Source organism: Aeromonas dhakensis, from assembly GCF_002285935.1.
GTDB lineage: Bacteria > Pseudomonadota > Gammaproteobacteria > Enterobacterales > Aeromonadaceae > Aeromonas > Aeromonas dhakensis.
In genome coordinates this window covers 442,501-466,923 of record NZ_CP023141.1, presented here as the reverse complement: position 1 = coordinate 466,923, position 24,423 = coordinate 442,501, and the positions used below count along the sequence as shown (strand labels likewise).

The window sequence follows — 24,423 nt, the reverse complement described above, 5'->3', positions numbered from 1 at the left end:
AGTCCGAAAAGAGGGCGGGATTTTTCGTCCGGCGGCAATATAAGGTAGACTGCCCGCTTGCCATTGTCGGAACACGCAGATGAAACTCACCCCGCACGCCTCCCTGTTGACGCTCAACACCCTCGCCCTCGATGCCCACTGCCACTGGCTGGCCGAAGTGGAGCAAACCGACGACCTGCCGCAGCTGGTTGCCAACGCCGAGCTGGCCGGCTTGCCGCGGCTGGTGCTGGGCGGTGGCAGCAACGTGCTGTTTTGCGATGACTTCGCCGGGGTGGTGGTGCTCAACCGGCTCAAGGGGATAGCGCTGCACGACGAGGGGGATCACTGGCTGCTGCACGTGGCCGCCGGCGAGAACTGGCACGAGCTGGTGTGCCACACCCTGCAGCAGGGCTGGTACGGTCTCGAAAACCTGGCGCTCATCCCCGGCACGGTCGGGGCGGCGCCGGTGCAGAACATCGGCGCCTACGGGGTCGAGCTGGCCAGCGTCTGTGCCTACGTCGAGGCGTTCAACTGGCAGAGCGGCGAGATGGAGCGCATCGCCGCGGCTGACTGCCGCTTCGGCTATCGCGACAGCATCTTCAAGCACGACTATCAGGACAGCCACTTCATCACTGCGGTCGGTCTGCAACTGGCCAAGGCCTGGCAACCAAGCCAGGGCTATGGTCCGCTGGCCGCACTGGGCGAACAGCCCTCGGCACAGGCCATCTTCGACACCGTCTGCGCCACCCGCATGGCCAAGCTGCCGGATCCGGCCGTGCTCGGCAACGCGGGCAGCTTCTTCAAGAACCCGGTGGTGCCTGCCGCGCTGGCGACGTCGCTCAAGCTGAAATATCCCCAGATGCCGCTCTATCCGGCTGGTGAAGGGCTGGCCAAGCTGGCCGCGGGCTGGCTCATCGACCAGTGCGGCCTCAAGGGCTTTGCCATCGGCCGCGCCGCCGTCCATCAGGAGCAGGCGCTGGTGCTGGTCAATCTGGGCGGCGCCAGCGCCATGGAGCTGATCGCGCTGGCGGCCCACGTGCGTGACAGCGTGGAGCAGAAATTCGGGGTGGTGCTGGAGCACGAAGTGCGCTTCATGGGCCGCCGTGGTGAAACTTGGCTCGACGAGGTACTGGCATGACCCTGACTCCCATCCGGCAAACTCTGATCTCCCTGCTCAGCGACGGGCAGTTCCACTCCGGCGAACAGCTTGGCGAGCAGCTCGGCATCAGTCGGGCGGCGGTCAGCAAGCACATGGCGGCTCTCAAGGAGCTGGGGCTGGATCTCTTCAGCCTGACCGGCAAGGGGTACCGGCTGGCGGTGCCGATGGCGCTCTATGACGAAGAGCAGCTGCAGGCGCTGGCGCCCATGGCACCGGTGCACTGCTTCCCGGTCATCGACTCCACCAACCAGTACCTGCTGGAGCGGGTCAACCAGCTGCAGTCGGGCGAGAGCTGCCTGGCCGAGTGCCAGACCGCCGGGCGCGGCCGGCGCGGCAAGCCCTGGGTTTCTCCCTTCGGCTGCCAGCTGATCTTGAGCATGTACTGGCGGCTGGAGCAGGGCATGGCGGCCGCCATGGGGCTGAGTCTGGCGGTCGGGGTGGCCGTGGTGCAGACGCTGGAGTCCCTCGGTTATCCGGGCGTTGAGCTCAAGTGGCCCAACGATCTCTACTATCAGGGCCGCAAGCTGGCGGGGATCCTGGTGGAGATGAGCGGTAGTGCCGGCGCCAGCTGCCACCTGGTGATCGGGGTCGGCCTCAACCTGGCGATGCCGAGCCGGGAGGCGGAGCGGATCGATCAGGCCTGGTCCGAATTGCGCCACATCCAGCCGGAACTGGTGGATCGCAATCTGCTGGCCGGCCGGGTGATTGAACATCTGCAGCAGGCCATGCTCACCTTCGAACAGGAGGGGCTCGCCAGCTTCGTGGCGGACTGGAACCGACTCGACCATTTCGCCGGCCGGCCGGTACGACTGCTGATGGGCGAGCAGGAGATCCGCGGCGTGGCGCGCGGCATAGATGATCGCGGTGCGCTGCGGCTGGAGACGGAGGAGGGGATCAAGTTCTATCTGGGCGGGGAGATCTCCCTGCGTCGGGGCGACTGATGACGGCGCTGACCGTCACCCAATGAAGAGAGGGCCTGCGGGCCCCCTCTTCATTGATGCGTGAGCTGCCGCCGTTACTTGCGCAGCTTGATCTGCTCGATGGCGTGCTCGTTGCCCTTGGTCAGGATCAGGTTGGCCCGCTCCCGGGTAGGCAGGATGTTCTCTTTCAAATTCAGATAGTTGATATCTTGCCAGATGTTGCTGGCGATCTTGGTCGCCTCGCTCTCGGCCAGCTTGGCGTAGTGGTGGAAGTAGGAGTCCGGATCCGAGAAGGCGCCGCTGCGAAACTTGAGGAAACGCTCGATATACCAGGTGCGCAGCAGTTCGGCGTCGGCATCCACATAGATGGAGAAGTCGACGAAGTCCGATACGAAGACGCGGTGCGGATCCTGCGGGTAGTCCATGCCGCTTTGCAGCACATTGAGCCCTTCCAGGATCAGGATGTCCGGCTGCTCCACCACCTTCTTCTCATCCGGAATGATGTCGTAGATGAGATGGGAGTAGACGGGGGCCTCGACTTTCTCGTGGCCGGCGCGGATGTTGGCGACAAACTCCACCAGATGGCGGATGTCGTAGGACTCCGGGAACCCCTTGCGGCGCATCAGGCCGCGCTCTTCCAGCACCTTGTTGGGGTAGAGAAAGCCGTCGGTGGTGACCAGCTCCACCCGCGGGTGCTCCGGCCAGCGCTCCAGCAGCGCCTGCATGATGCGCGCCGTGGTGCTCTTGCCGCCTGCCACACTGCCGGCGATGCTGATGATGTAGGTGCCCTTGCCGCGAGACTGACCGAGGAACTGTTCCAGCACCCGGCTGCGGCGCTGCTTGGCCTTGACGTAGAGATTGAGCAGACGGGAGAGGGGCAGATAGATCTCTTCCACCTCCTGCAATGACACCTTCTCGTTGATCCCGCGCAGGGTCTGCAGATCGTGCTCGGTCAGGGTCAAAGGGACCGAGTCGCGCAATAACGCCCATTGTTCGCGGGTGAATTGCAGATAGGGGTTATGCTCTGTCGTCATGGTGTCGTCACTGTTTCTTGGGCAGGGCGACCATACACCAAGGGGGGCGGGAGCGACAAGAGAAGCGACGGTTTCGAGCGGAGAGTGAGTCCTTTTTTGCCTGGTTCCTGGCAATAATGCACATTTTGCAAGGCGCAATGGTTGCATCCCCAAAATCCTTACCATAAAATGCGCGACGCTTAGATGTCTGTCGTCTATTTGCCCAGCAAAAGCGATAAATCAACGGGTGCAAGCAGAATTACCGTTGTGACATTGACGTAACGGAGGGGTTCCCGAGCGGCCAAAGGGATCAGACTGTAAATCTGACGGCTCTGCCTTCGAAGGTTCGAATCCTTCTCCCTCCACCATATTTCTCTGCGGTTTGAGTTCTTTGGGTTAGAGAAATGCGGGCATCGTATAATGGCTATTACCTCAGCCTTCCAAGCTGATGATGCGGGTTCGATTCCCGCTGCCCGCTCCAAGATGCTGATTGGCTCAGGCGATAGCAGAGTCACACCCTAGGGTGAGTTCGGCAATCGAACCAGCCTGTCAGCACCAGCCTCTCTTCCCTACCAGATTCAAATCCATCATATAAACTGTTCTGTGGTTAGCTTGCCACCGCGTACTCAGCGTTAGTTTAGAGGGACGATCATGTCTAAAGAAAAATTTGAGCGTAATAAACCGCACGTTAACGTGGGTACCATCGGCCACGTTGACCACGGTAAAACCACCCTGACCGCCGCCATCACCAACGTGCTGGCCAAGCACTTCGGTGGTAAAGCTTTCGCCTTCGACCAGATCGACAAGGCGCCGGAAGAGCGTGAGCGTGGTATCACCATCAACACCTCCCACGTAGAATACGACACCGCTACCCGTCACTACGCCCACGTAGACTGCCCGGGTCACGCCGACTACGTTAAAAACATGATCACCGGTGCTGCCCAGATGGACGGCGCGATCCTGGTAGTAGCAGCGACTGACGGCCCGATGCCGCAGACTCGTGAGCACATCCTGCTGGGTCGTCAGGTAGGCGTTCCGTACATCATCGTGTTCATGAACAAGTGCGACATGGTAGATGACGAAGAGCTGCTGGAACTGGTCGAGATGGAAGTTCGCGAACTGCTGTCCGAGTACGACTTCCCGGGTGATGACCTGCCGGTGGTACGTGGTTCCGCACTGAAAGCGCTGGAAGGCGAAGCTCAGTGGGAAGAGAAGATCCTGGAACTGGCTGGCCACCTGGACACCTACATTCCGGAGCCGGAGCGCGCAATCGACCAGCCGTTCCTGATGCCGATCGAAGACGTATTCTCCATCGCAGGCCGTGGTACCGTAGTAACCGGTCGTGTAGAGCGCGGTATCGTTAAAGTTGGTGAAGAAGTGGAAATCGTTGGTATCAAAGATACCACCAAGACCACCTGTACCGGCGTTGAAATGTTCCGCAAACTGCTGGACGAAGGTCGCGCAGGTGAGAACGTTGGCGCGCTGCTGCGTGGCGTGAAGCGTGAAGACGTAGAGCGTGGTCAGGTACTGGCCAAGCCGGGCACCATCAAGCCGCACACCAAGTTCGAATCTGAAGTGTACGTACTGTCCAAAGAAGAAGGTGGTCGTCACACCCCGTTCTTCAAAGGCTACCGTCCGCAGTTCTACTTCCGTACAACCGACGTGACCGGTACCATCGAACTGCCGGAAGGCGTAGAGATGGTCATGCCGGGCGACAACATCAAGATGGTTGTTACCCTGATTGCGCCGATCGCGATGGACGACGGCCTGCGTTTCGCCATCCGTGAAGGTGGCCGTACCGTAGGTGCTGGTGTTGTAGCTAAAGTTATCGCTTAATCTTTGGCTTACATAAATAAAGCAAAGCCCCTATAATAGGGGCTTTCTTATGCAGGGGCGTAGTTCGAATTGGTAGAACAGCGGTCTCCAAAACCGATGGTTGCGGGTTCGAGTCCTGCCGCCCCTGCCATATACCTCGTCTCGTACGGGGCTTTTGTGTCTTTGGTTACGTCAGATACAGGTGGGTTGTATGAGTGTTAGTTCTGAGAGCCAGGGCGGAAGCAAGGATACCCTGCTTTGGGGCCTGGTTTTCATTATCCTGGCGGCCGCTGTAGTGGGTAATTACCTGCTCAACGATGTTGTCGCTGCCGTCCGCGCCCTGGGTGTGGTCGTTGTCATTGCTGCTGCCGGTGCAGTAGCCCTGCAAACCACCAAGGGAAAGGCAACACTGGCATTTGCCCGTGAGTCTCGCCTGGAAGTACGCAAGGTCGTATGGCCAACCCGTCAGGAAGCCATTCAGACAACCCTGATTGTGCTGGCGGTGACTGCCGTGATGGGGCTGCTGCTGTTCGTTCTGGACGGTGCCCTGGTCTGGTTGGTCAACCTGATTACCGGTGTGTAAGGATAAGCCATGACTGAACAACGTGAACAGCGTATGAGATGGTATGTCGTGCAGGCGTTTTCCGGCTATGAAGGCCGTGTCGCCAAATCCCTGCGTGAACATATCAAGATGCATGGCATGGAAGACATGTTCGGTGAAGTGCTGGTCCCGACCGAAGAAGTGGTCGAGATGCGTGCTGGCCAGAAGCGCAAGAGTGAGCGCAAGTTTTTCCCGGGCTACGTCCTGGTGCAGATGATCATGGATGAAACCACATGGCACCTGGTACGCAACGTACCGCGCGTCATGGGCTTCATCGGTGGCACCTCTGATCGTCCTGCTCCTATCTCCGATAAGGAAGCGGATGCCATCCTCAATCGTCTGCAAGATGCCCACGACAAGCCGCGTCCGAAAACCCTGTTTGAACCGGGTGAGATGGTGCGGGTTGCCGATGGTCCGTTCGCCGATTTCAACGGTACCGTTGAAGAAGTGGACTACGAAAAGAGCCGCGTGAAGGTCTCCGTACTGATCTTCGGCCGTTCTACTCCGGTAGAGCTGGATTTTGGTCAGGTCGAAAAAGGCTGATTAAACTCTGTTCGTTAACGGTTGTCAGGGGCAGCGAATGTCATTATAATTCGCTGCCCCTTTATTAGTTGGGGAGCCGTTTGCAGGAGCATGTCTCCGAGGCGTTAGAACCCATTTCTGAGGTATTTTTGTAATGGCTAAGAAAGTCACAGCTTATATCAAGCTGCAAGTTAAGGCTGGCAGTGCTAACCCCAGCCCTCCCGTTGGTCCTGCTCTGGGTCAGCACGGTGTTAACATCATGGAATTCTGTAAAGCGTTCAACGCTCGTACAGAGAAGCTGGAAAAAGGTTCTCCGACTCCGGTCGTGATCACCGTTTACAGCGACCGTTCCTTCACCTTCGAAACCAAGACTCCGCCCGCTTCCTTCCTGCTGAAGAAAGCTGCTGGTATCCAGTCTGGTTCCGCCAAGCCGAACAAAGACAAGGTTGGTAAGGTGACTGTTGCCCAGCTGCAAGAAATCGCCAAGACCAAAGAGCCGGATATGACCGGTGCCGATCTGGATGCAAAAGTACGTTGCATCGCCGGCTCCGCTCGTTCCATGGGCCTGGTAGTGGAGGAGTAAGACAATGGCTAAACTGTCCAAGCGTATGCGCGTTATTCGCGAAAAAGTTGACGGTACCAAAGAGTACTCCATCAACGAAGCCATTGCCCTGCTGAAAGAACTGGCTACCGCCAAGTTCGTTGAAAGCGTTGACGTTGCCGTTAACCTGGGTATCGATGCTCGTAAATCTGACCAGAACGTACGTGGTGCTACTGTACTGCCGCACGGTACCGGTCGTGATGTACGCGTAGCCGTGTTCACCCAAGGTGCCAACGCCGAAGCTGCCAAAGCTGCCGGTGCTGAGCTGGTTGGCATGGATGACCTGGCCGATCTGGTCAAGAAAGGCGAGATGAACTTCGACGTCGTGATCGCATCCCCGGATGCCATGCGCGTTGTTGGTCAACTGGGTCAAATCCTGGGCCCGCGCGGCCTGATGCCGAACCCGAAAGTTGGTACTGTAACCCCGAACGTAGCCGAAGCCGTCAAGAACGCCAAGGCTGGTCAGGTTCGTTACCGTAACGACAAGAACGGTATCATTCACACTACCCTGGGCAAAGTTTCCTTCAACGAAGTTCAGTTGAAAGAGAACTTGGAAGCTCTGCTGGTTGCCTTGAAAAAGGCCAAGCCGTCCTCCGCCAAGGGTCAGTACATCAAGAAGGTAAGCATCTCCACCACTATGGGTGCCGGTGTTGCCGTAGACCAAGCTACTCTGGAAGCTCAGGCCTAATTGATGGATTTTACAAGGCGCAAAATTTAATCTATAATTTTGCGCCTTGATTGGTTGGGGGCTTCGACCTCCGTCCAAGACCGCAGGAGGCCGCTAGGCCTTAATACTTCCTGCGTAGACGGTGCCGGAAACCCAGCGAGAAAGATTCTTTCTCTTCTGGAATCCTGCTACCGCATCGTTCCCCTCTGTTGTAAAGGTAGGGGGGATGTGTCAGTACTGGGTCAATTGACCCGGATTCAATCCAGGAGTTAAGCCAATGGCATTGGGACTCGAAGACAAAAAGGCAATTGTTGCTGAAGTCAACGAAGCTGCCAAAGGCGCTCTTTCTGCAGTGATTGCCGATTCTCGCGGCGTGACTGTAGACAAGATGACCGTCCTGCGTAAAACCGCTCGTGAAGCTGGTGTGTACATGCGCGTTGTGCGTAACACCCTGCTGCGTCGCGCGGTAGAAGGTACCGAATACGAGTGCCTGAACGACGCATTTACCGGTCCTACCTTGATTGCTTTCTCTAACGAACACCCGGGCGCTGCCGCTCGTCTGTTCAAAGAGTTTGCCAAAGCGAACCAAAAGTTCGAAATCAAGGCTGGCGCTTTTAACGGTGAGTTTATCGCCGCAGCACAAATTGATCGTCTGGCCACGCTGCCGACTTACGAAGAAGCAATTGCGAAGCTGATGGCTACCATGAAGGAAGCCTCTGCTGGCAAGCTGGTTCGTACTATCGCTGCTGTTCGCGACCAGAAACAAGCTGCTGCTTGATTCTCGCCTATCTAGGCTGTTTGAGTTTATTCAACATCAGGAATTTTTGTCATGTCTATCACTAAAGACCAAATCATCGAAGCCGTTGCTTCCATGTCCGTAATGGAAGTTGTTGAGCTGATCGAAGCTATGGAAGAGAAGTTCGGTGTTTCTGCCGCTGCTGCCGTAATGGCCGGCCCGGCTGCTGCTGAAGCAGTAGAAGAGAAGACCGAGTTCGACGTAGTTCTGACTGCTGCTGGCGCCAACAAAGTTGCCGTTATCAAAGCCGTTCGTGGCGCTACCGGTCTGGGCCTGAAAGAAGCCAAAGATCTGGTAGAAGCTGCCCCGGCTAACCTGAAGGAAGGCGTGTCCAAGGACGAAGCTGAAGCTCTGAAGAAAGAGCTGGAAGCTGCCGGTGCTTCTGTTGAGATCAAATAATCTGCATTTATGTAGATTAGCCTGATAAAACAGGCTAGGGCTGGTGAATTTTTGTTCACCAGCCTTTTTGCGCTGTAGACTGAGAGCATTTCACACCGTTTACGACTCTCGGTGCACCAGCAATCCGGACTGTTTTCTTTCGTCCGGGCCAACACAAAACGGTGTTGAGACAGAGCTGTCCCGTGGGACAGAGTGGGTCACTTATCAGCGAGCTGAGGAACCCTATGGTTTACTCTTATACCGAAAAAAAACGCATTCGTAAGGACTTCGGTAAGCGAGACCAGGTACTGGACACGCCTTATCTGTTGTCCATTCAGCTGGACTCCTTCAAGCAGTTCATCGAGGCTGACCCGGAAGGTGAATATGGCCTAGAGGCCGCTTTCCGTAGCGTTTTCCCGATCACCAGTTACTCCGGTAGTGCTGAGCTTCAGTATGTCAGCTATCGCCTGGGTGAGCCGGTATTTGACGTAAAAGAATGCCAGATCCGTGGAGTGACCTACTCCGCGCCGCTGCGTGTCAAGCTTCGTATGGTTCTGTACGACCGTGAAGCAGCTGCCGGCACCGTCAAAGACATCAAGGAACAAGAAGTATACATGGGCGAAATTCCGCTCATGACCGAGAACGGCACCTTTGTCATCAATGGTACCGAGCGGGTAATCGTCTCCCAGCTGCACCGCAGCCCGGGCGTCTTCTTCGACCACGATAAAGGCAAAACACATTCATCCGGTAAGGTGCTGTATAACGCTCGCGTTATTCCCTACCGTGGCTCCTGGCTGGACTTCGAGTTCGATGCGAAAGACAACTTGTTTGTCCGTATCGACCGTCGTCGCAAACTGCCGGCATCCATTATTCTGCGTGCCCTGGATTTCAGTTCCGAACAGATTCTGGCCACCTTCTTCGAGACCATCGGTTTCGAAGTCAAAGATGGCAAGCTGATGATGGATCTGGTGCCGGAGCGCCTGCGTGGTGAAACTGCGACCTTTGACATCGTGGCCAATGGCGCCGTGGTGGTTGAGACCGGTCGTCGAGTGACTGCGCGTCACATCCGTCAGTTGGAAAAAGATTCCGTTACCCAGATTGAGGTACCGGTTGAGTATGTTGTTGGCAAAGTTGCTGCTAAGGACTACGCACATCCGCAAACTGGCGAGATGGTAGTGACTGCCAACCAGGCGCTGAGCCTGGAAGCGGTAGCCAACCTCTCCCAAGCCGGCTTCAAGCATTTCGAGGTTCTGTTCACCAACGAACTGGACCACGGTGCCTACATGTCCGAGACCCTGCGTATCGACTCCAGCTCCAGCCGCTTGGAAGCCCTGGTCGAGATCTATCGCATGATGCGTCCGGGTGAGCCGCCGACTCGCGAAGCCGCAGAGCAGCTGTTCGAGAACCTGTTCTTCTCTTCCGAACGTTACGACCTGTCTACCGTAGGTCGGATGAAGTTCAACCGCCGTCTGGCTCGTGAAGACGAGACCGGCGTGGGCACCCTGACCAAAGACGATATCGTCGATGTGATGAAGCGCCTGATCGACATCCGTAACGGTAACGACGAAGTGGACGATATCGACCACCTGGGCAACCGTCGTATCCGTTCTGTCGGTGAAATGGCCGAGAACCAGTTCCGTGTCGGTCTGGTGCGTGTCGAGCGTGCGGTCAAGGAGCGTCTCTCCCTGGGCGACCTGGACACCCTGATGCCGCAGGATCTGATCAACGCCAAGCCGATCTCCGCCGCAGTCAAAGAGTTCTTTGGTTCCAGCCAGCTGTCCCAGTTCATGGACCAGAACAACCCGCTGTCCGAAGTAACCCACAAGCGCCGTATCTCCGCGCTGGGCCCGGGCGGTTTGACTCGTGAGCGTGCCGGCTTTGAAGTTCGAGACGTACACCCGACCCACTACGGTCGTCTGTGCCCCATCGAGACTCCTGAAGGTCCGAACATCGGTCTGATCAACTCCTTGTCCGTGTACTCTCGTACCAACGAGTACGGTTTCCTCGAGACCCCGTACCGCAAGGTCATTGACGGTGTGATCACCGACGAAGTGGACTATCTGTCTGCTATTGAAGAAGGCAAGTACGTGATCGCACAGGCTAACGCCGCGACCACCGAAGATGGCCGTCTGAAAGATGAATTGATCCCGTGCCGTCACAAAGGTGAATCCACCTTTATGAACGCCGACCAGATCCAGTATATGGACGTGAGCCCGCAACAGATCGTCTCTGTGGCAGCGGCCCTGATCCCCTTCCTGGAACACGATGACGCGAACCGCGCATTGATGGGCTCAAACATGCAACGTCAGGCTGTACCGACTCTGCGCGCCGACAAGCCGCTGGTTGGTACCGGTATGGAACGCGCTGTGGCCGTTGACTCCGGTGTTACCGTAGTGGCCAAGCGTGGCGGCATGATCGACTACGTCGATGCTTCCCGTATCGTTATCAAGGTCAACGAAGATGAGCTGCTGCCTGGCGAAGCCGGCATCGACATCTACAGCCTGACCAAATACACCCGTTCCAACCAGAACACCTGTATCAACCAGCGTCCGTGCGTGATGTTGGGCGAGCCGGTAATGGCGGGCGACGTACTGGCTGACGGCCCGTCCACCGACTTGGGTGAACTGGCGCTGGGTCAGAACCTGCGCGTCGCGTTCATGCCGTGGAACGGTTACAACTTCGAAGACTCGATCCTGGTGAACGAGCGTGTTGTTCAGGAAGATCGCCTGACCACCATTCACATCCAGGAACTGGCCTGTATCTCCCGTGACACCAAACTGGGTCCGGAGGAGATCACTGCCGACATCCCGAACGTGGGTGAAGCCGCTCTGTCCAAGCTGGACGAATCCGGTATCGTCTACGTGGGTGCCGAAGTGAAGGGCGGCGACATTCTGGTAGGTAAGGTGACCCCGAAAGGTGAAACCCAGCTGACCCCGGAAGAGAAGCTGCTGCGCGCCATCTTCGGTGAGAAGGCGTCCGACGTGAAGGACTCTTCCCTGCGTGTGCCGAACGGTGTGTACGGTACCGTGGTTGACGTGCAGGTCTTTACCCGCGATGGCGTGGAAAAAGACAAGCGCGCCAAAGAAATCGAAGAGATGCAGCTGAAGGAAGCGAAGAAGGACTTGACCGAAGAGTTCAAGATCCTGGAAGACGGCATTTTCGGCCGCTCCCGCAACCTGCTGCTGGCCGCCGGTTACAGCGAAGACCGTCTGAACAAGCTCGATCGCTCCAAGTGGTTTGAACTGGCCATCGAAGATGAAGCCAAGCAAATCGAGCTGGAACAGATCGCTGAACAGCACGTTGAGCTGAAGGCCGAGTTCGACAAGAAATTCGAGAACAAGCGTCGCAAGATCATCCAGGGCGATGACCTGGCGCCGGGCGTCCTGAAGATCGTCAAGGTCTATCTGGCCGTCAAGCGTCGCATCCAGCCAGGTGACAAGATGGCGGGTCGTCACGGTAACAAGGGTGTTATCTCCAAGATCTGTCCGGTCGAGGATATGCCCCATGACGAGTACGGCCGTCCGGTCGACATCGTTCTGAACCCGTTGGGCGTACCGTCCCGTATGAACATCGGTCAGATCCTTGAAGTGCACCTGGGCCTCGCGGCCAAGGGTATTGGCGAGAAGATCGACCGCATGGTCAAGGAACAGCGCGAGCTGCACGAGATGCGTGACTTCCTGCAACAGGTCTATGACCTGGGCGAGAAAGACACCCAGCAAGTGAACGTGGCCGAGCTGTCCGACGACGACGTACGTACCCTGGTCGGTAACCTGCGCAAGGGTCTGCCGGTGGCAACTCCGGTATTTGATGGCGCCAAAGAGCGTGAAATCAAGGCCCTGCTGAAGCTGGCCGACCTGCCGGAATCCGGTCAGATCGCCCTGTTCGACGGTCGTACCGGTAACGCCTTCGAGCGTAAGGTCACCGTGGGTTACATGTACATGCTGAAGCTGAACCACCTGGTAGACGACAAGATGCACGCGCGTTCTACCGGCTCCTACAGCCTGGTTACCCAGCAGCCGCTGGGTGGTAAGGCGCAGTTCGGTGGTCAGCGTTTCGGTGAGATGGAAGTGTGGGCCCTGGAGGCTTACGGTGCGGCATATACCCTGCAGGAGATGCTGACCGTCAAGTCTGACGATGTGAATGGCCGTACCAAGATGTACAAGAACATCGTGGATGGCGACCACCGTATGGAGCCGGGCATGCCCGAATCCTTCAACGTATTGCTGAAGGAAATCCGCTCTCTGGGTATCAACATCGAGCTGGACGAAGAGTAAGAGCTCGCTCTTATTGTTCGAGAATTGACGTGGGCGCCCCGAGAGGGGCGCCGAGGTTAGACTCCTGACAGGGGAAACACGTGAAAGACTTACTCAAGTTTTTGAAGGCTCAGACCAAGACCGAAGAGTTTGACAGTATCAAGATCGGTCTGGCCTCTCCTGACATGATCCGCTCCTGGTCATTCGGTGAGGTCAAAAAGCCTGAGACCATCAACTACCGGACTTTCAAGCCGGAGCGTGATGGTCTGTTCTGCGCCCGTATCTTCGGACCGGTGAAGGACTACGAGTGTCTGTGCGGCAAGTACAAGCGCCTGAAACACCGTGGTGTGATCTGTGAGAAGTGCGGCGTAGAAGTGACCCAGACCAAGGTCCGTCGTGAGCGTATGGGCCACATCGAGCTGGCCAGCCCGACTGCCCACATCTGGTTCCTGAAGTCCCTGCCGTCCCGTATCGGCCTGCTGCTGGACATGACCCTGCGTGACATCGAGCGCGTGCTGTATTTCGAATCCTATGTAGTGATCGAACCCGGTATGACCAACCTCGAGCGCAGCCAGATGCTGTCCGAAGAGCAGTACCTGGACGCACTGGAAGAGTGGGGCGACGAATTCGACGCCAAGATGGGTGCCGAAGCAATCCTGGCATTGCTGCGCGCCATCGATCTGGAAGGCGAAGTGCGCACCATGCGCGAAGAGCTGGATCAGACCAACTCCGAGACCAAGCGCAAGAAGACCACCAAACGTCTGAAGCTGATGGAGGCCTTCCTGCAGTCCGGCAACAAGCCGGAGTGGATGATCATGACAGTGCTGCCTGTGCTGCCGCCGGACCTGCGTCCGCTGGTACCGCTGGACGGCGGCCGTTTCGCGACCTCCGATCTGAACGATCTGTACCGTCGCGTGATCAACCGTAACAACCGTCTGAAGCGTCTGCTGGATCTGGCTGCACCGGACATCATCGTGCGCAACGAAAAGCGCATGCTGCAAGAGTCCGTGGATGCCCTGCTGGACAACGGCCGTCGTGGCCGTGCCATCACCGGCTCCAACAAGCGCCCGCTGAAATCCTTGGCCGACATGATCAAGGGTAAGCAAGGTCGTTTCCGTCAGAACCTGCTCGGTAAGCGTGTCGACTACTCCGGTCGTTCCGTTATCACCGTAGGTCCGACCCTGCGCCTGCATCAGTGCGGTCTGCCGAAGAAGATGGCGCTGGAACTGTTCAAGCCCTTCATCTATGGCAAGCTGGAAACTCGCGGCCTGGCGACCACCATCAAGGCCGCCAAGAAGATGGTTGAGCGCGAAGAAGCTGTTGTCTGGGACATCCTGGACGAAGTGATCCGCGAACACCCGGTCCTGCTGAACCGTGCACCGACTCTGCACCGTCTGGGTATCCAGGCGTTCGAGCCGACCCTGATCGAAGGCAAGGCCATCCAGCTGCACCCGCTCGTCTGTGCCGCCTATAACGCGGACTTCGACGGTGACCAGATGGCGGTCCACGTACCGCTGACCCTGGAAGCCCAGCTGGAAGCGCGCGCCCTGATGATGTCCACCAACAACATCCTGTCGCCTGCCTCCGGTGAGCCGATCATCGTTCCGTCTCAGGACGTGGTCTTGGGTCTGTACTACATGACCCGTGCCCGTATCGCCGCCAAGGGCGAAGGTATGGTGCTGTCCGGTCCGAAAGAGGCCGAAAAGGTCTACCGTGCCGGCCTGGCCGACCTGCATGCGCGCGTCAAGTGCCGCATCACCGAGTACGTGAAGAACGAAGGCGGTGAGCTGGTTGCCAAGACCGAGATGAAGAACACCACCGTTGGTCGCGCGATCCTGAGCCTGATCCTGCCGAAAGGCATGGAATACGCCCTGATCGACGAGCCGAAGGTGCTGACTGCCGCCGAACAGGCTGATCTGGATGCCAACCCGCAGAACTGGATCAAGTGCGTCTCCAACAAGGCGCTGGGCAAGAAGCTGATCTCTCGTCTGCTGAACACCTGCTATCGCAAGCAGGGCCTGAAGGACACCGTTATCTTCGCTGACCAGCTGATGTATACCGGTTTCCACTACGCGGCCCTGTCCGGTGCGTCCGTTGGTATCGATGACATGGTCATCCCGGATGCCAAGAAGGACATCATCGCTTCTGCCGAAGCCGAAGTTGCCGAGATCCAGGACCAGTTCCTGTCCGGTCTGGTGACCGCGGGCGAACGTTACAACAAGGTTATCGATATCTGGGCCAGCGCCAACGAGCGTGTATCCAAGGCCATGATGGAGAACTTGTCCAAAGAGCGTAACGTCAACTCGCTGGGTGAAGAAGAAGAGCAAGCCTCGTTCAACAGCATCTTCATGATGGCTGACTCCGGTGCGCGGGGTTCCGCAGCCCAGATTCGTCAGCTGGCCGGTATGCGTGGCCTGATGGCCAAGCCGGATGGCTCCATCATCGAGACGCCGATCGTGGCGAACTTCCGCGAAGGTCTGAACGTACTGCAGTACTTCATCTCCACTCACGGTGCTCGTAAGGGTCTGGCGGATACCGCACTGAAGACTGCGAACTCCGGTTACCTGACTCGTCGTCTGGTAGACGTTGCACAGGACATGGTGATCACCGAGGACGATTGCGGCACTACCGAAGGTCTGTGGATGACTCCGCTGATCGAGGGTGGCGACGTGGTCGAGCCGCTGCGCGAGCGCGTACTGGGCCGTGTGGTTGCCGATGACGTGATCAAGCCGGGTACCGAAGATGAAGTGCTGGTAGCACGCAACACTCTGCTCGACGAGCAGCTGTGTGACCTGCTGGAGCGCAACTCCGTCGACCGCGTGAAGGTACGTTCTGCCATCACCTGTGAGACCGACTTCGGTAACTGTGCTCACTGCTACGGCCGTGATCTGGCCCGTGGTCACCTGGTTAACAAGGGTGAGGCTGTCGGTGTTATCGCCGCCCAGTCCATCGGTGAACCGGGTACCCAGCTGACGATGCGTACCTTCCACATCGGTGGTGCCGCATCCCGTGCCGCTGCCGAGAGCAGCATCCAGGTCAAGAACACCGGTAGCATCAAGCTGCAGAACGCCAAGTTCGTTCACAACAGCGACGACAAACTGGTTATCACCTCTCGTTCTACCGAACTGACCATCATGGACGAGATGGGCCGTACCAAGGAAAGCCACAAGCTGCCTTACGGTGCCGTGCTGGAAGTGAAGGATGGCCAGGCCGTGAGCGCCGGTGAAACCGTCGCCAACTGGGATCCGCACACTCACCCGATCATCACCGAAGTGGCGGGTCGCCTGCACTTCGAACACATGATCGACGGCGTTACCATTACTCGTCAGACCGACGAACTGACCGGTCTCTCCTCCATCGTCGTGCTGGATGTCAACGAGCGTCCGAGCGCCGGTAAAGAGATGCGTCCGACCGTGAAACTGGTCGACCTGAACGGCAAGGACGTGATGATCCCGGGTACCGATGTAGCCGCCCAGTACTTCCTGCCGGGCAAGGCGATCGTGAACCTGGAAGATGGTGCCAACGTGGGCGTGGGTGACGCGGTAGCGCGTATCCCGCAAGAGTCCGGCGGTACCAAGGACATCACCGGTGGTCTGCCGCGCGTTGCGGATCTGTTCGAAGCACGTCAACCGAAAGAGCCGGCCATCCTGGCCGAGATCTCCGGTACCATCTCCTTCGGGAAAGAAACCAAGGGCAAACGCCGTCTGGTCATCACCCCGACCGATGGTGGCGACGTCTACGAGGAGATGATTCCGAAGTGGCGTAACCTGAACGTGTTCGAAGGTGAAAAAGTTGAGAAGGGTGAAGTGCTGGCGGACGGTCCTGAGTCTGCTCACGACATCCTGCGTCTGCGCGGTATCAGCCCGGTCGCCAACTACATCGCCAACGAAGTGCAGGACGTTTACCGTCTGCAAGGCGTTAAGATCAACGACAAGCACATCGAAGTCATCGTTCGTCAGATGCTGCGCAAGTGCGAGATCCTGACTGCTGGCGACACCGACCTGATCGAAGGCGAACAGGTTGAAGTGGCTCGCGTGAAGATTGCCAACCGTAAGCTGGTTGCTGAGGGCAAGACCCCGGCCACCTACCGTCACATCCTGATGGGTATTACCAAGGCATCTCTGAGCACCGAGTCCTTCATCTCCGCGGCTTCCTTCCAGGAAACCACCCGCGTTCTGACCGAAGCTGCCGTTGGCGGCAAGCGCGACGAACTGCGTGGCCTGAAAGAGAACGTGATCGTAGGTCGTCTGATCCCGGCTGGTACCGGCTTTGCCTACCACCACAGCCGGATCAACCAGCGTGCCGCAGCCGCTCGTGCCGTTGCCGCACCGCAGGTGACTGCCGATGAAGCTCAGCAAAACCTGGCGGATCTGCTCAACGCAGCCGGCAGCTTTGACGAAGAGTAATCTTCTGCTGCAGTGATTGAAAAAGGGCCCCTTTATGGGGCCCTTTTTATTGGCTGTTTTCTCGGCAAAGCCTGATGCCACGCGGATATTCGGATGATCCAGAGCAAGGTTGCGGAGTAAAAAATCAAAAAAAGTTGACATTGAACCCTCGCAACTGAAAACTCGGGAAAGTTGAATGGGTATTGCAGGGGTAGAACATGACTGTCGGTATCGAGGAAGTGATGCTTCCCGAAGAGCAACTGATCGGTCGCACTTTTACAGACGAAGACAGGGAATTGTTGCGCTCATACGATGGGCTTATCGACGGCTTGGCTGAGCTGTTCGGCAAGCACTGTGAAGTGGTGCTCCACTCCCTGGAAAATCTGCACGAGTCCGTGATCAAGATTGCCAACGGGTTCAATACGGGACGTAATGAGGGGGCCCCCATTACCGATCTCGCGCTGCGTATGCTCAAGGACATAGAGAATACCGGCCAGGATTACACCCAGAGCTATTTTGCTCGCAGTCGCACCGGTGCCCTGATGAAGTCGAGCACCATCGCCATCAGGAACAGCGACAGGCAGGTGATCGGCCTTATCTGTATCAACCTGCACATCAATGCGCCTTTTCACGAGTTTGTCGCCGAATTCTTCCCGACGCCGCAACAAGTCGAGCGTCAGTCGCCGGAGACCTTTGCCAACAGTGTGGAAGAGCTGGTTGCCCAGACGGTGGACAATACCATCGACGAAATCAACCGCGATCCGACCGTTGCCAACAATGCCAAAAACAGGTTTATCGTGACCCAGTTGTTCGAGAAGGGCATATTTGATATCAAGGACTCGATCAACCTGGTCGCCGACAAACTGAATATTTCCAAACACACCGTTTATCTGTACATCCGACAGCGCAAGCAGGGTGAAGACGAAAACGAATAAGCGCCATAGAAGGGGATAGACAAGAATGGCTAAAGAAGTTATTGCAACCGACAAGGCTCCTGCCGCAATTGGTCCATATGTTCAGGCCACCAAACTGGGCGAGCTGGTCTTCACCTCAGGGCAGATCCCGCTCGATCCGGCCACCATGGAGATCGTGGCTGGCGGTATCGAGGCTCAGGCCGAGCAGGTGATGAAGAACCTGGTTGCAGTATTGAAGGCAGCGGGTGCCGACACCAGCAAGGTGCTGAAGACCACCTGTTTCCTCAGCGACATGAACAACTTTGTTGCCTTCAACCAGGTTTATGCCCGTTACTTCGGTGAATCGGCCCCGGCCCGCTCCTGCGTGGAAGTGGCGCGCCTGCCCAAGGACGTGCTGGTTGAAGTCGAAGCCATCGCTTACGTCTGATCCAAGGCGGTACGAAGAGCCCCTCCCAGGAGGGGCTTTTTCGTATTTGGCGTAGAATGGGCTGATACATGCGCAGGAGTCCGGATATGAGTCTCAATTTCGCCTTGCTGGTGACGGGGCCGGCCTATGGTACCCAGTCGGCCAGCACGGCCTATCGCTTTGCCCTGAGCGTCATCGAACAGGGTCATCGACTGTCTCACCTGTTTTTCTATCAGGATGGGGTCTGCAACGGCAACGGTCTGCATGCTCCCGCCTCCGATGAGAGCAACCTGGTCGCCCTGTGGCGCGAGCTCGCCATCCAGCAGGGGATCCGTATCGACGTGTGCGTGGCGGCGGCCATGCGTCGTGGTGTACTGGATGAGCAGGAAGCCAAGGGGATGGGCAGAGCGCAGTTCAATCTGGAAGCGCCCTTTTGCCTGAGCGGGTTGGGCCAGCTGGCGGAAGCCAGCCTGACCGCCGATCGCTTTGTCCAGTTCTAGGGGGGAAGCATGCACAAGATAGCGTTCATTTGCCGGCGCGGGCCTCATGGTACTGCGGCTGGCCGGGAAGGTCTCGACGCCCTGCTGGCCACGTCTGCCATGACGGAGTCGCTGGCGCTGTTTCTCATCGAGGACGGCGTGCTGCAATTGCTCAAGGACCAGCAGCCGCAGACCATCTTGCAGCGTCACTATGCGCCGACCTTCAAGATGCTCGAGCTGTACGACATCGAAGAGGTCTATGTGTGTACCGACTCGTTGGCGGAACGGGGGCTGACGCCCGAGGAGCTGCTGATCCCGGTGACCGGTCTCTCCCGATCCGACATTCGTCGTCAGTGGGGCGACTGCAGCACCCACATCTGTTTTTGAGGTAGCCATGATACAGCTGATATTGACTTCTCCCTTCCAGAGTCGGGAGCTGGAGCAGGCACTGGCCTATCGCCAGCCTGACGATGTGTTGGTGCTGATGCAGGACGCCGTCGTCGCGGCAACGGCCCCGTTGTGGAGCGAGCGGCTGACAGGCATGCCGCTCTACGTGATGCGGGAGGACCTGCAGGCGAGGGGGTTGCAGTCACGGATCGGGATGGATTTGGAGATGGCCGACCTGGTCGCGCTGATCGCCGAAAAAGGCTCACCGCAGACCTGGGGTGGCTAGAAACTGTTTTTATAAAATAATTTCAGTGACTTACCGTGCCTTTACACACATTCTGCCGTGCCGTTCCCGACACGGATTGTATAAATCTTGACTCCCTTGACAACAGGGCATAAAATTTCGCGTCCCCGTATCTGCGGGGAGGATTTTTCACATGTTTATGAAGTCATTATCAGGAGCCTTTTGATGGCAACTATTAACCAGTTGGTTCGCAAGCCACGCATCAAGCTCGTTGTGAAAAGCAACGTGCCGGCGCTGGAAGCGTGCCCTCAGAAGCGTGGCGTGTGCACTCGTGTATACACCACCACCCCGAAGAAGCCTAACTCTGCACTGCGTAAAGTGTGCCGTGTACGTCTGACCAACGGCTTCGAAGTCACCTCCTACATCGGTGGTGAAGGTCACAACCTGCAAGAGCACTCTGTTGTTCTGATCCGTGGCGGTCGTGTAAAAGACTTGCCAGGTGTTCGTTACCACACCGTTCGTGGTGCGTTGGACTGTGCCGGTGTTAAAGACCGTAAGCAGGCTCGCTCCAAGTACGGCGTGAAGCGTCCGAAAGCTTAATGGTTCTCCGTTAAGTAAGGCCAAACGTTAATTCGTTTCTAGTTAGATAACTTTCTAGTTTTGGGTAACCCCTGAAGTTACGGAGAATTTGAAATGCCAAGACGTCGTGTTGTTGGTCAGCGTAAAATCCTGCCGGATCCCAAGTTCGGATCAGAGCTGCTGGCTAAATTCGTCAACGTAGTAATGGTTGACGGTAAGAAATCTGTTTCCGAAGCCATCGTATATGGCGCGCTGGACATCATTGCCACCAAGACTGGCAAAGAGCACCTGGCCGTATTCGAAGAAGCCCTGGACAACATTCGTCCGGCCGTCGAGGTTAAATCTCGTCGTGTCGGTGGTGCAACCTATCAGGTACCGGTAGAAGTTCGTCCGGTTCGTCGCAATGCCCTGGCAATGCGCTGGTTGGTTGATGCCGCTCGTAAACGTGGTGAAAAATCAATGGCTCAGCGTTTGGCTGGCGAGCTGCTGGATGCCGCTGACAATAAGGGTTCGTCTGTCAAGAAACGTGAAGACGTTCACCGTATGGCTGAAGCGAACAAGGCCTTCGCTCACTTCCGCTGGTAATCCGCTTGCGCAGGGTCTTTTGGCTCTGCGCACCTTCAATTATCTGGGGACAAGTGCCCTAGTAAGAGGATGACAATGGCTCGTACAACCCCCATTGAGCGTTATCGTAATATCGGTATCTCCGCTCACATCGACGCCGGTAAGACTACTACTACCGAGCGCGTTCTGTTTTACACCGGTGTAAGTCACAAGATCGGTGAAGTTCACGATGGCGCTGCCACCATGGACTGGATGGAACAGGAACAAGAGCGTGGTATCACCATCACCTCCGCCGCGACCACCGCTTTCTGGTCCGGTATGGGTAAACAGTTCCAACCGCACCGTATCAACATCATCGATACCCCGGGCCACGTTGACTTTACTATCGAAGTAGAGCGCTCCATGCGTGTTCTGGATGGCGCCGTGATGGTGTACTGTGCCGTAGGTGGCGTACAGCCCCAGTCTGAGACCGTATGGCGTCAGGCTAACAAGTACAAGGTTCCCCGTATCGCGTTCGTCAACAAGATGGACCGTACCGGTGCCAACTTCCTGCGCTGCGTTGAGCACATCAAGACCCGTCTGAAAGGTAACCCGGTTCCGCTGCAACTGAACATCGGTTCAGAAGAGAACTTCAAGGGCGTTATCGATCTGGTCAAGATGAAAGCCATCAACTGGAGCGAAGCTGACCAGGGCGTTTCCTTCGATTACGAAGACGTGCCGGCCGAGCTGCTGGAACAGGCGCAAGAAATGCGCATGAACCTGGTTGAAGCCGCTGCTGAAGCGTCTGAAGACCTGATGGAAAAATACCTGGGTGGTGAAGAACTGACCGAGGAAGAGATCAAGAAAGCTCTTCGTCAGCGCGTTCTGAACAACGAAATCATCCTGGTTACCTGTGGCTCCGCGTTCAAGAACAAGGGCGTACAGGCCATGCTGGATGCCGTGATCGAGTATCTGCCGGCGCCGACCGACGTTGCTGCGATCGACGGTCTGAAGCTGGATGGCGAGACCAAAGACGAGCGTCACGCTTCCGATGACGAGCCGTTCTCTGCTCTGGCGTTCAAGATTGCTACCGACCCGTTCGTGGGCAACCTGACCTTCTTCCGCGTTTACTCCGGTGTGGTTAACTCCGGTGACTCCGTGCTGAACTCCGTTAAAGAGAAGCGCGAGCGTTTTGGCCGTATCGTTCAGATGCACGCCAACAAGCGTGAAGAGATCAAAGAAGTTCGCGCAGGCGACATCGCTGCTGCCATCGGCCTGAAGGACGTCACCACCGGTGATACCCTGTGTGACGAGAACGCACCGATCATCCTGGAGCGTATGGAATTCCCGGAGCCGGTAATCTCCATCGCCGTTGAGCCGAAATCCAAGGCCGACCAGGAGAAGATGGGTCTGGCTCTGGGCCGTCTGGCTCAGGAAGATCCGTCCTTCCGCGTATGGACCGACGAAGAGTCTGGTCAAACCATCATCGCCGGTATGGGTGAGCTGCACCTGGACATCATCGTTGACCGTATGCGTCGCGAGTTCAAGGTAGAAGCGAACGTAGGTAAGCCGCAGGTTGCCTACCGTGAAACCATTCGTAACACCGTCAAGGATATCGAAGGTAAGCACGCCAAGCAGTCCGGTGGTCGTGGTCAGTACGGTCACGTCGTTATCGACATGTACCCGCTGGAAGAAGGCAAAGCCTACGAGTTCGTCAATGACATCAAGGGTGGCGTCATTCCGGGCGAATTCATCCCGGGTGTTGACAAGGGTATCCGCGAGCAGCTGAAGTCCGGCCCGCTGGCAGGTTATCCGGTAATGGATCTGGGCGTGCGTCTGCACTTCGGTTCTTACCACGATGTCGACTCTTCCGAACTGGCGTTCAAGATCGCTGCTTCTCTGGCGTTCAAGGCTGGCTTCATGAAGGCCAACCCGGTACTGCTCGAGCCGATCATGAAGGTCGAAGTCGAGACTCCGGAAGACTACATGGGCGACGTTATCGGTGACCTGAACCGTCGTCGCGGCCTGATCGAAGGCATGGAAGATGGCCCGTCCGGCAAGATCGTACGTGCTCTGGTGCCGCTGGCCGAAATGTTCGGTTACGCCACCTCCCTGCGTTCTGCTACCCAGGGTCGTGCTTCCTACGCCATGGAATTCGCCAAGTATCACGATGCTCCGACCAACGTCGCCCAGGCCGTGATCGAAGAGCGCAAATCCAAGTAATTTAAGATTCCCCGCCTACGACGGTAGGCGGGTTTAACCTAGAAGGACTACGTCGTGTCTAAAGAAAAATTTGAGCGTAATAAACCGCACGTAAACGTCGGCACCATCGGCCACGTTGACCACGGTAAAACCACCCTGACCGCCGCCATCACCAACGTGCTGGCCAAGCACTTCGGTGGTAAAGCTTTCGCCTTCGACCAGATCGACAAGGCGCCGGAAGAGCGTGAGCGTGGTATCACCATCAACACCTCCCACGTAGAATACGACACCGCTACCCGTCACTACGCCCACGTAGACTGCCCGGGTCACGCCGACTACGTTAAAAACATGATCACCGGTGCTGCCCAGATGGACGGCGCGATCCTGGTAGTAGCAGCGACTGACGGCCCGATGCCGCAGACTCGTGAGCACATCCTGCTGGGTCGTCAGGTAGGCGTTCCGTACATCATCGTGTTCATGAACAAGTGCGACATGGTAGATGACGAAGAGCTGCTGGAACTGGTCGAGATGGAAGTTCGCGAACTGCTGTCCGAGTACGACTTCCCGGGTGATGACCTGCCGGTAGTACGTGGTTCCGCACTGAAAGCGCTGGAAGGCGAAGCTCAGTGGGAAGAGAAGATCCTGGAACTGGCTGGCCACCTGGACACCTACATTCCGGAGCCGGAGCGCGCAATCGACCAGCCGTTCCTGATGCCGATCGAAGACGTATTCTCCATCGCAGGCCGTGGTACCGTAGTAACCGGTCGTGTAGAGCGCGGTATCGTTAAAGTTGGTGAAGAAGTGGAAATCGTTGGTATCAAAGATACCACCAAGACCACTTGTACCGGCGTTGAAATGTTCCGCAAACTGCTGGACGAAGGTCGTGCAGGTGAGAACGTTGGCGCGCTGCTGCGTGGCGTGAAGCGTGAAGACGTAGAGCGTGGTCAGGTACTGGCCAAGCCGGGCACCATCAAGCCGCACACCAAGTTCGAATCTGAAGTGTACGTGCTGTCCAAAGAAGAAGGTGGTCGTCACACCCCGTTCTTCAAAGGCTACCGTCCGCAGTTCTACTTCCGTACTACCGACGTGACCGGTACCATCGAACTGCCGGAAGGCGTAGAGATGGTCATGCCGGGCGACAACATCAAGATGGTTGTTACCCTGATTGCCCCGATCGCAATGGACGACGGCCTGCGTTTCGCCATCCGTGAAGGTGGCCGTACCGTAGGTGCTGGTGTTGTAGCTAAAGTTATCGCTTAATCGATACTTTATATGCACACATGAAAGGGGTGGCTTCGGCCACCCCTTTTACTTTTGGGGCTTTAAATGGCCTGTGAGATACTTTTGCGAAATCATCTATAGAGGTAGCTGCTGTGAGTAAACCCGCCATTTTTCTGGATCGCGATGGTGTCATCAACAAGGACACGGGTTATGTCAGCCAGGTTGATGACTTCCATTTTCTGCCCGGGGTGATTGAGGCCATGCAATTGCTGAAGAAAAAGGGCTATTTGCTGGTCGTGGTGACCAACCAATCCGGCATCGCCCGTGGCTACTTCACTGAAGATGACTTCATGAACCTG

Annotated in this window: 22 protein-coding genes and 3 tRNA genes (1 of these 25 only partly in view); 24 read left to right on the top strand and 1 reads right to left on the bottom strand. The window is 57.0% G+C overall.

Going from position 1 to position 24,423, the window contains the following annotated elements; all coding sequences use genetic code 11:
* Positions 1-79: 79 nt before the first annotated feature.
* Both murB and birA read left to right on the top strand, forming a co-directional pair.
* The gene (murB, locus tag CK627_RS02450) at positions 80-1,117 is read left to right on the top strand and encodes a UDP-N-acetylmuramate dehydrogenase (protein WP_095591598.1); all 1,038 of its coding nucleotides are present in this window, start codon (positions 80-82) and stop codon (positions 1,115-1,117) included.
* Positions 1,114-2,079, top strand: coding sequence for a bifunctional biotin--[acetyl-CoA-carboxylase] ligase/biotin operon repressor BirA (birA, locus tag CK627_RS02445; RefSeq protein ID WP_095591597.1), 966 nt, complete (start codon positions 1,114-1,116; stop codon positions 2,077-2,079). Before murB ends, birA begins: the two co-directional genes overlap by 4 nt.
* Before the next feature lie 74 nt (positions 2,080-2,153).
* On the opposite strand, the gene coaA is transcribed toward birA, so the two are convergent.
* The gene (gene coaA / locus CK627_RS02440) at positions 2,154-3,092 is read right to left on the bottom strand and encodes a type I pantothenate kinase (RefSeq protein ID WP_005306328.1); all 939 of its coding nucleotides are present in this window, start codon (positions 3,090-3,092) and stop codon (positions 2,154-2,156) included.
* A gap of 262 nt (positions 3,093-3,354) precedes the next feature.
* Here coaA and CK627_RS02435 point away from each other — a divergent pair.
* The 22 genes from CK627_RS02435 to gmhB all read left to right on the top strand — a co-directional run.
* Positions 3,355-3,439: transfer RNA gene (locus tag CK627_RS02435), tRNA-Tyr, on the top strand.
* Between the two features lie 38 nt (positions 3,440-3,477).
* Positions 3,478-3,552 (top strand) — tRNA-Gly (locus CK627_RS02430).
* Positions 3,553-3,722: 170 nt separating this feature from the next.
* A complete protein-coding gene (tuf, locus tag CK627_RS02425; protein ID WP_005306325.1) occupies positions 3,723-4,907 on the top strand; it encodes an elongation factor Tu in 1,185 nt (394 codons plus the stop codon).
* A gap of 53 nt (positions 4,908-4,960) precedes the next feature.
* Positions 4,961-5,037, top strand: a tRNA-Trp gene (locus CK627_RS02420).
* A gap of 60 nt (positions 5,038-5,097) precedes the next feature.
* Positions 5,098-5,469, top strand: a complete 372-nt coding sequence (gene secE / locus CK627_RS02415) for a preprotein translocase subunit SecE (protein ID WP_005306322.1) — start codon at positions 5,098-5,100, stop codon at positions 5,467-5,469.
* 9 nt (positions 5,470-5,478) lie between these two features.
* Positions 5,479-6,030 carry a transcription termination/antitermination protein NusG gene (gene nusG, locus CK627_RS02410; RefSeq protein WP_005306318.1) on the top strand — a complete coding sequence of 184 codons (552 nt, stop codon included), beginning with the start codon at positions 5,479-5,481 and terminating at the stop codon, positions 6,028-6,030.
* A 133-nt stretch (positions 6,031-6,163) separates the two neighbouring features.
* Positions 6,164-6,592 carry a 50S ribosomal protein L11 gene (gene rplK / locus CK627_RS02405; protein WP_005306313.1) on the top strand — a complete coding sequence of 143 codons (429 nt, stop codon included), beginning with the start codon at positions 6,164-6,166 and terminating at the stop codon, positions 6,590-6,592.
* 4 nt (positions 6,593-6,596) lie between these two features.
* On the top strand, positions 6,597-7,298 hold the full coding sequence (gene rplA, locus CK627_RS02400; protein ID WP_005306309.1) for a 50S ribosomal protein L1: 702 nt from the start codon (positions 6,597-6,599) through the stop codon (positions 7,296-7,298).
* A gap of 256 nt (positions 7,299-7,554) precedes the next feature.
* Complete coding sequence (gene rplJ / locus CK627_RS02395) at positions 7,555-8,055, top strand: 50S ribosomal protein L10 (protein ID WP_005306307.1); 501 nt, start codon at positions 7,555-7,557, stop codon at positions 8,053-8,055.
* Between the two features lie 51 nt (positions 8,056-8,106).
* Entirely contained in the window at positions 8,107-8,472 is a 366-nt protein-coding gene (rplL, locus tag CK627_RS02390) for a 50S ribosomal protein L7/L12 (RefSeq protein ID WP_005306304.1), read from the top strand.
* Positions 8,473-8,696: 224 nt separating this feature from the next.
* A complete protein-coding gene (gene rpoB / locus CK627_RS02385) occupies positions 8,697-12,725 on the top strand; it encodes a DNA-directed RNA polymerase subunit beta (protein ID WP_010635847.1) in 4,029 nt (1,342 codons plus the stop codon).
* Positions 12,726-12,805: 80 nt separating this feature from the next.
* Positions 12,806-17,110, top strand: a complete 4,305-nt coding sequence (gene rpoC, locus CK627_RS02380; protein WP_095591596.1) for a DNA-directed RNA polymerase subunit beta' — start codon at positions 12,806-12,808, stop codon at positions 17,108-17,110.
* Positions 17,111-17,307: 197 nt separating this feature from the next.
* On the top strand, positions 17,308-18,024 hold the full coding sequence (locus tag CK627_RS02375) for a helix-turn-helix transcriptional regulator (RefSeq protein ID WP_010635848.1): 717 nt from the start codon (positions 17,308-17,310) through the stop codon (positions 18,022-18,024).
* A 25-nt stretch (positions 18,025-18,049) separates the two neighbouring features.
* A complete protein-coding gene (locus CK627_RS02370; protein ID WP_005306289.1) occupies positions 18,050-18,430 on the top strand; it encodes a RidA family protein in 381 nt (126 codons plus the stop codon).
* 86 nt (positions 18,431-18,516) lie between these two features.
* Entirely contained in the window at positions 18,517-18,909 is a 393-nt protein-coding gene (tusD, locus tag CK627_RS02365) for a sulfurtransferase complex subunit TusD (protein WP_017765117.1), read from the top strand.
* A gap of 9 nt (positions 18,910-18,918) precedes the next feature.
* Complete coding sequence (gene tusC / locus CK627_RS02360; protein ID WP_017765118.1) at positions 18,919-19,275, top strand: sulfurtransferase complex subunit TusC; 357 nt, start codon at positions 18,919-18,921, stop codon at positions 19,273-19,275.
* A gap of 7 nt (positions 19,276-19,282) precedes the next feature.
* Entirely contained in the window at positions 19,283-19,561 is a 279-nt protein-coding gene (gene tusB, locus CK627_RS02355) for a sulfurtransferase complex subunit TusB (protein WP_095591595.1), read from the top strand.
* A 183-nt stretch (positions 19,562-19,744) separates the two neighbouring features.
* Positions 19,745-20,119, top strand: a complete 375-nt coding sequence (gene rpsL / locus CK627_RS02350; RefSeq protein WP_005306278.1) for a 30S ribosomal protein S12 — start codon at positions 19,745-19,747, stop codon at positions 20,117-20,119.
* 93 nt (positions 20,120-20,212) lie between these two features.
* The gene (gene rpsG / locus CK627_RS02345) at positions 20,213-20,683 is read left to right on the top strand and encodes a 30S ribosomal protein S7 (RefSeq protein WP_005306266.1); all 471 of its coding nucleotides are present in this window, start codon (positions 20,213-20,215) and stop codon (positions 20,681-20,683) included.
* A gap of 75 nt (positions 20,684-20,758) precedes the next feature.
* Entirely contained in the window at positions 20,759-22,864 is a 2,106-nt protein-coding gene (gene fusA / locus CK627_RS02340; protein ID WP_005306261.1) for an elongation factor G, read from the top strand.
* A gap of 54 nt (positions 22,865-22,918) precedes the next feature.
* On the top strand, positions 22,919-24,103 hold the full coding sequence (tuf, locus tag CK627_RS02335; RefSeq protein ID WP_005306325.1) for an elongation factor Tu: 1,185 nt from the start codon (positions 22,919-22,921) through the stop codon (positions 24,101-24,103).
* 113 nt (positions 24,104-24,216) lie between these two features.
* A protein-coding gene (gene gmhB, locus CK627_RS02330; protein ID WP_010635852.1) for a D-glycero-beta-D-manno-heptose 1,7-bisphosphate 7-phosphatase crosses the window boundary here: on the top strand, positions 24,217-24,423 show its 5' portion. The gene runs 336 nt beyond the window's last position; the window shows 207 of its 543 coding nt (coding positions 1-207); it begins with the start codon at positions 24,217-24,219; its stop codon lies beyond the right edge, outside the window.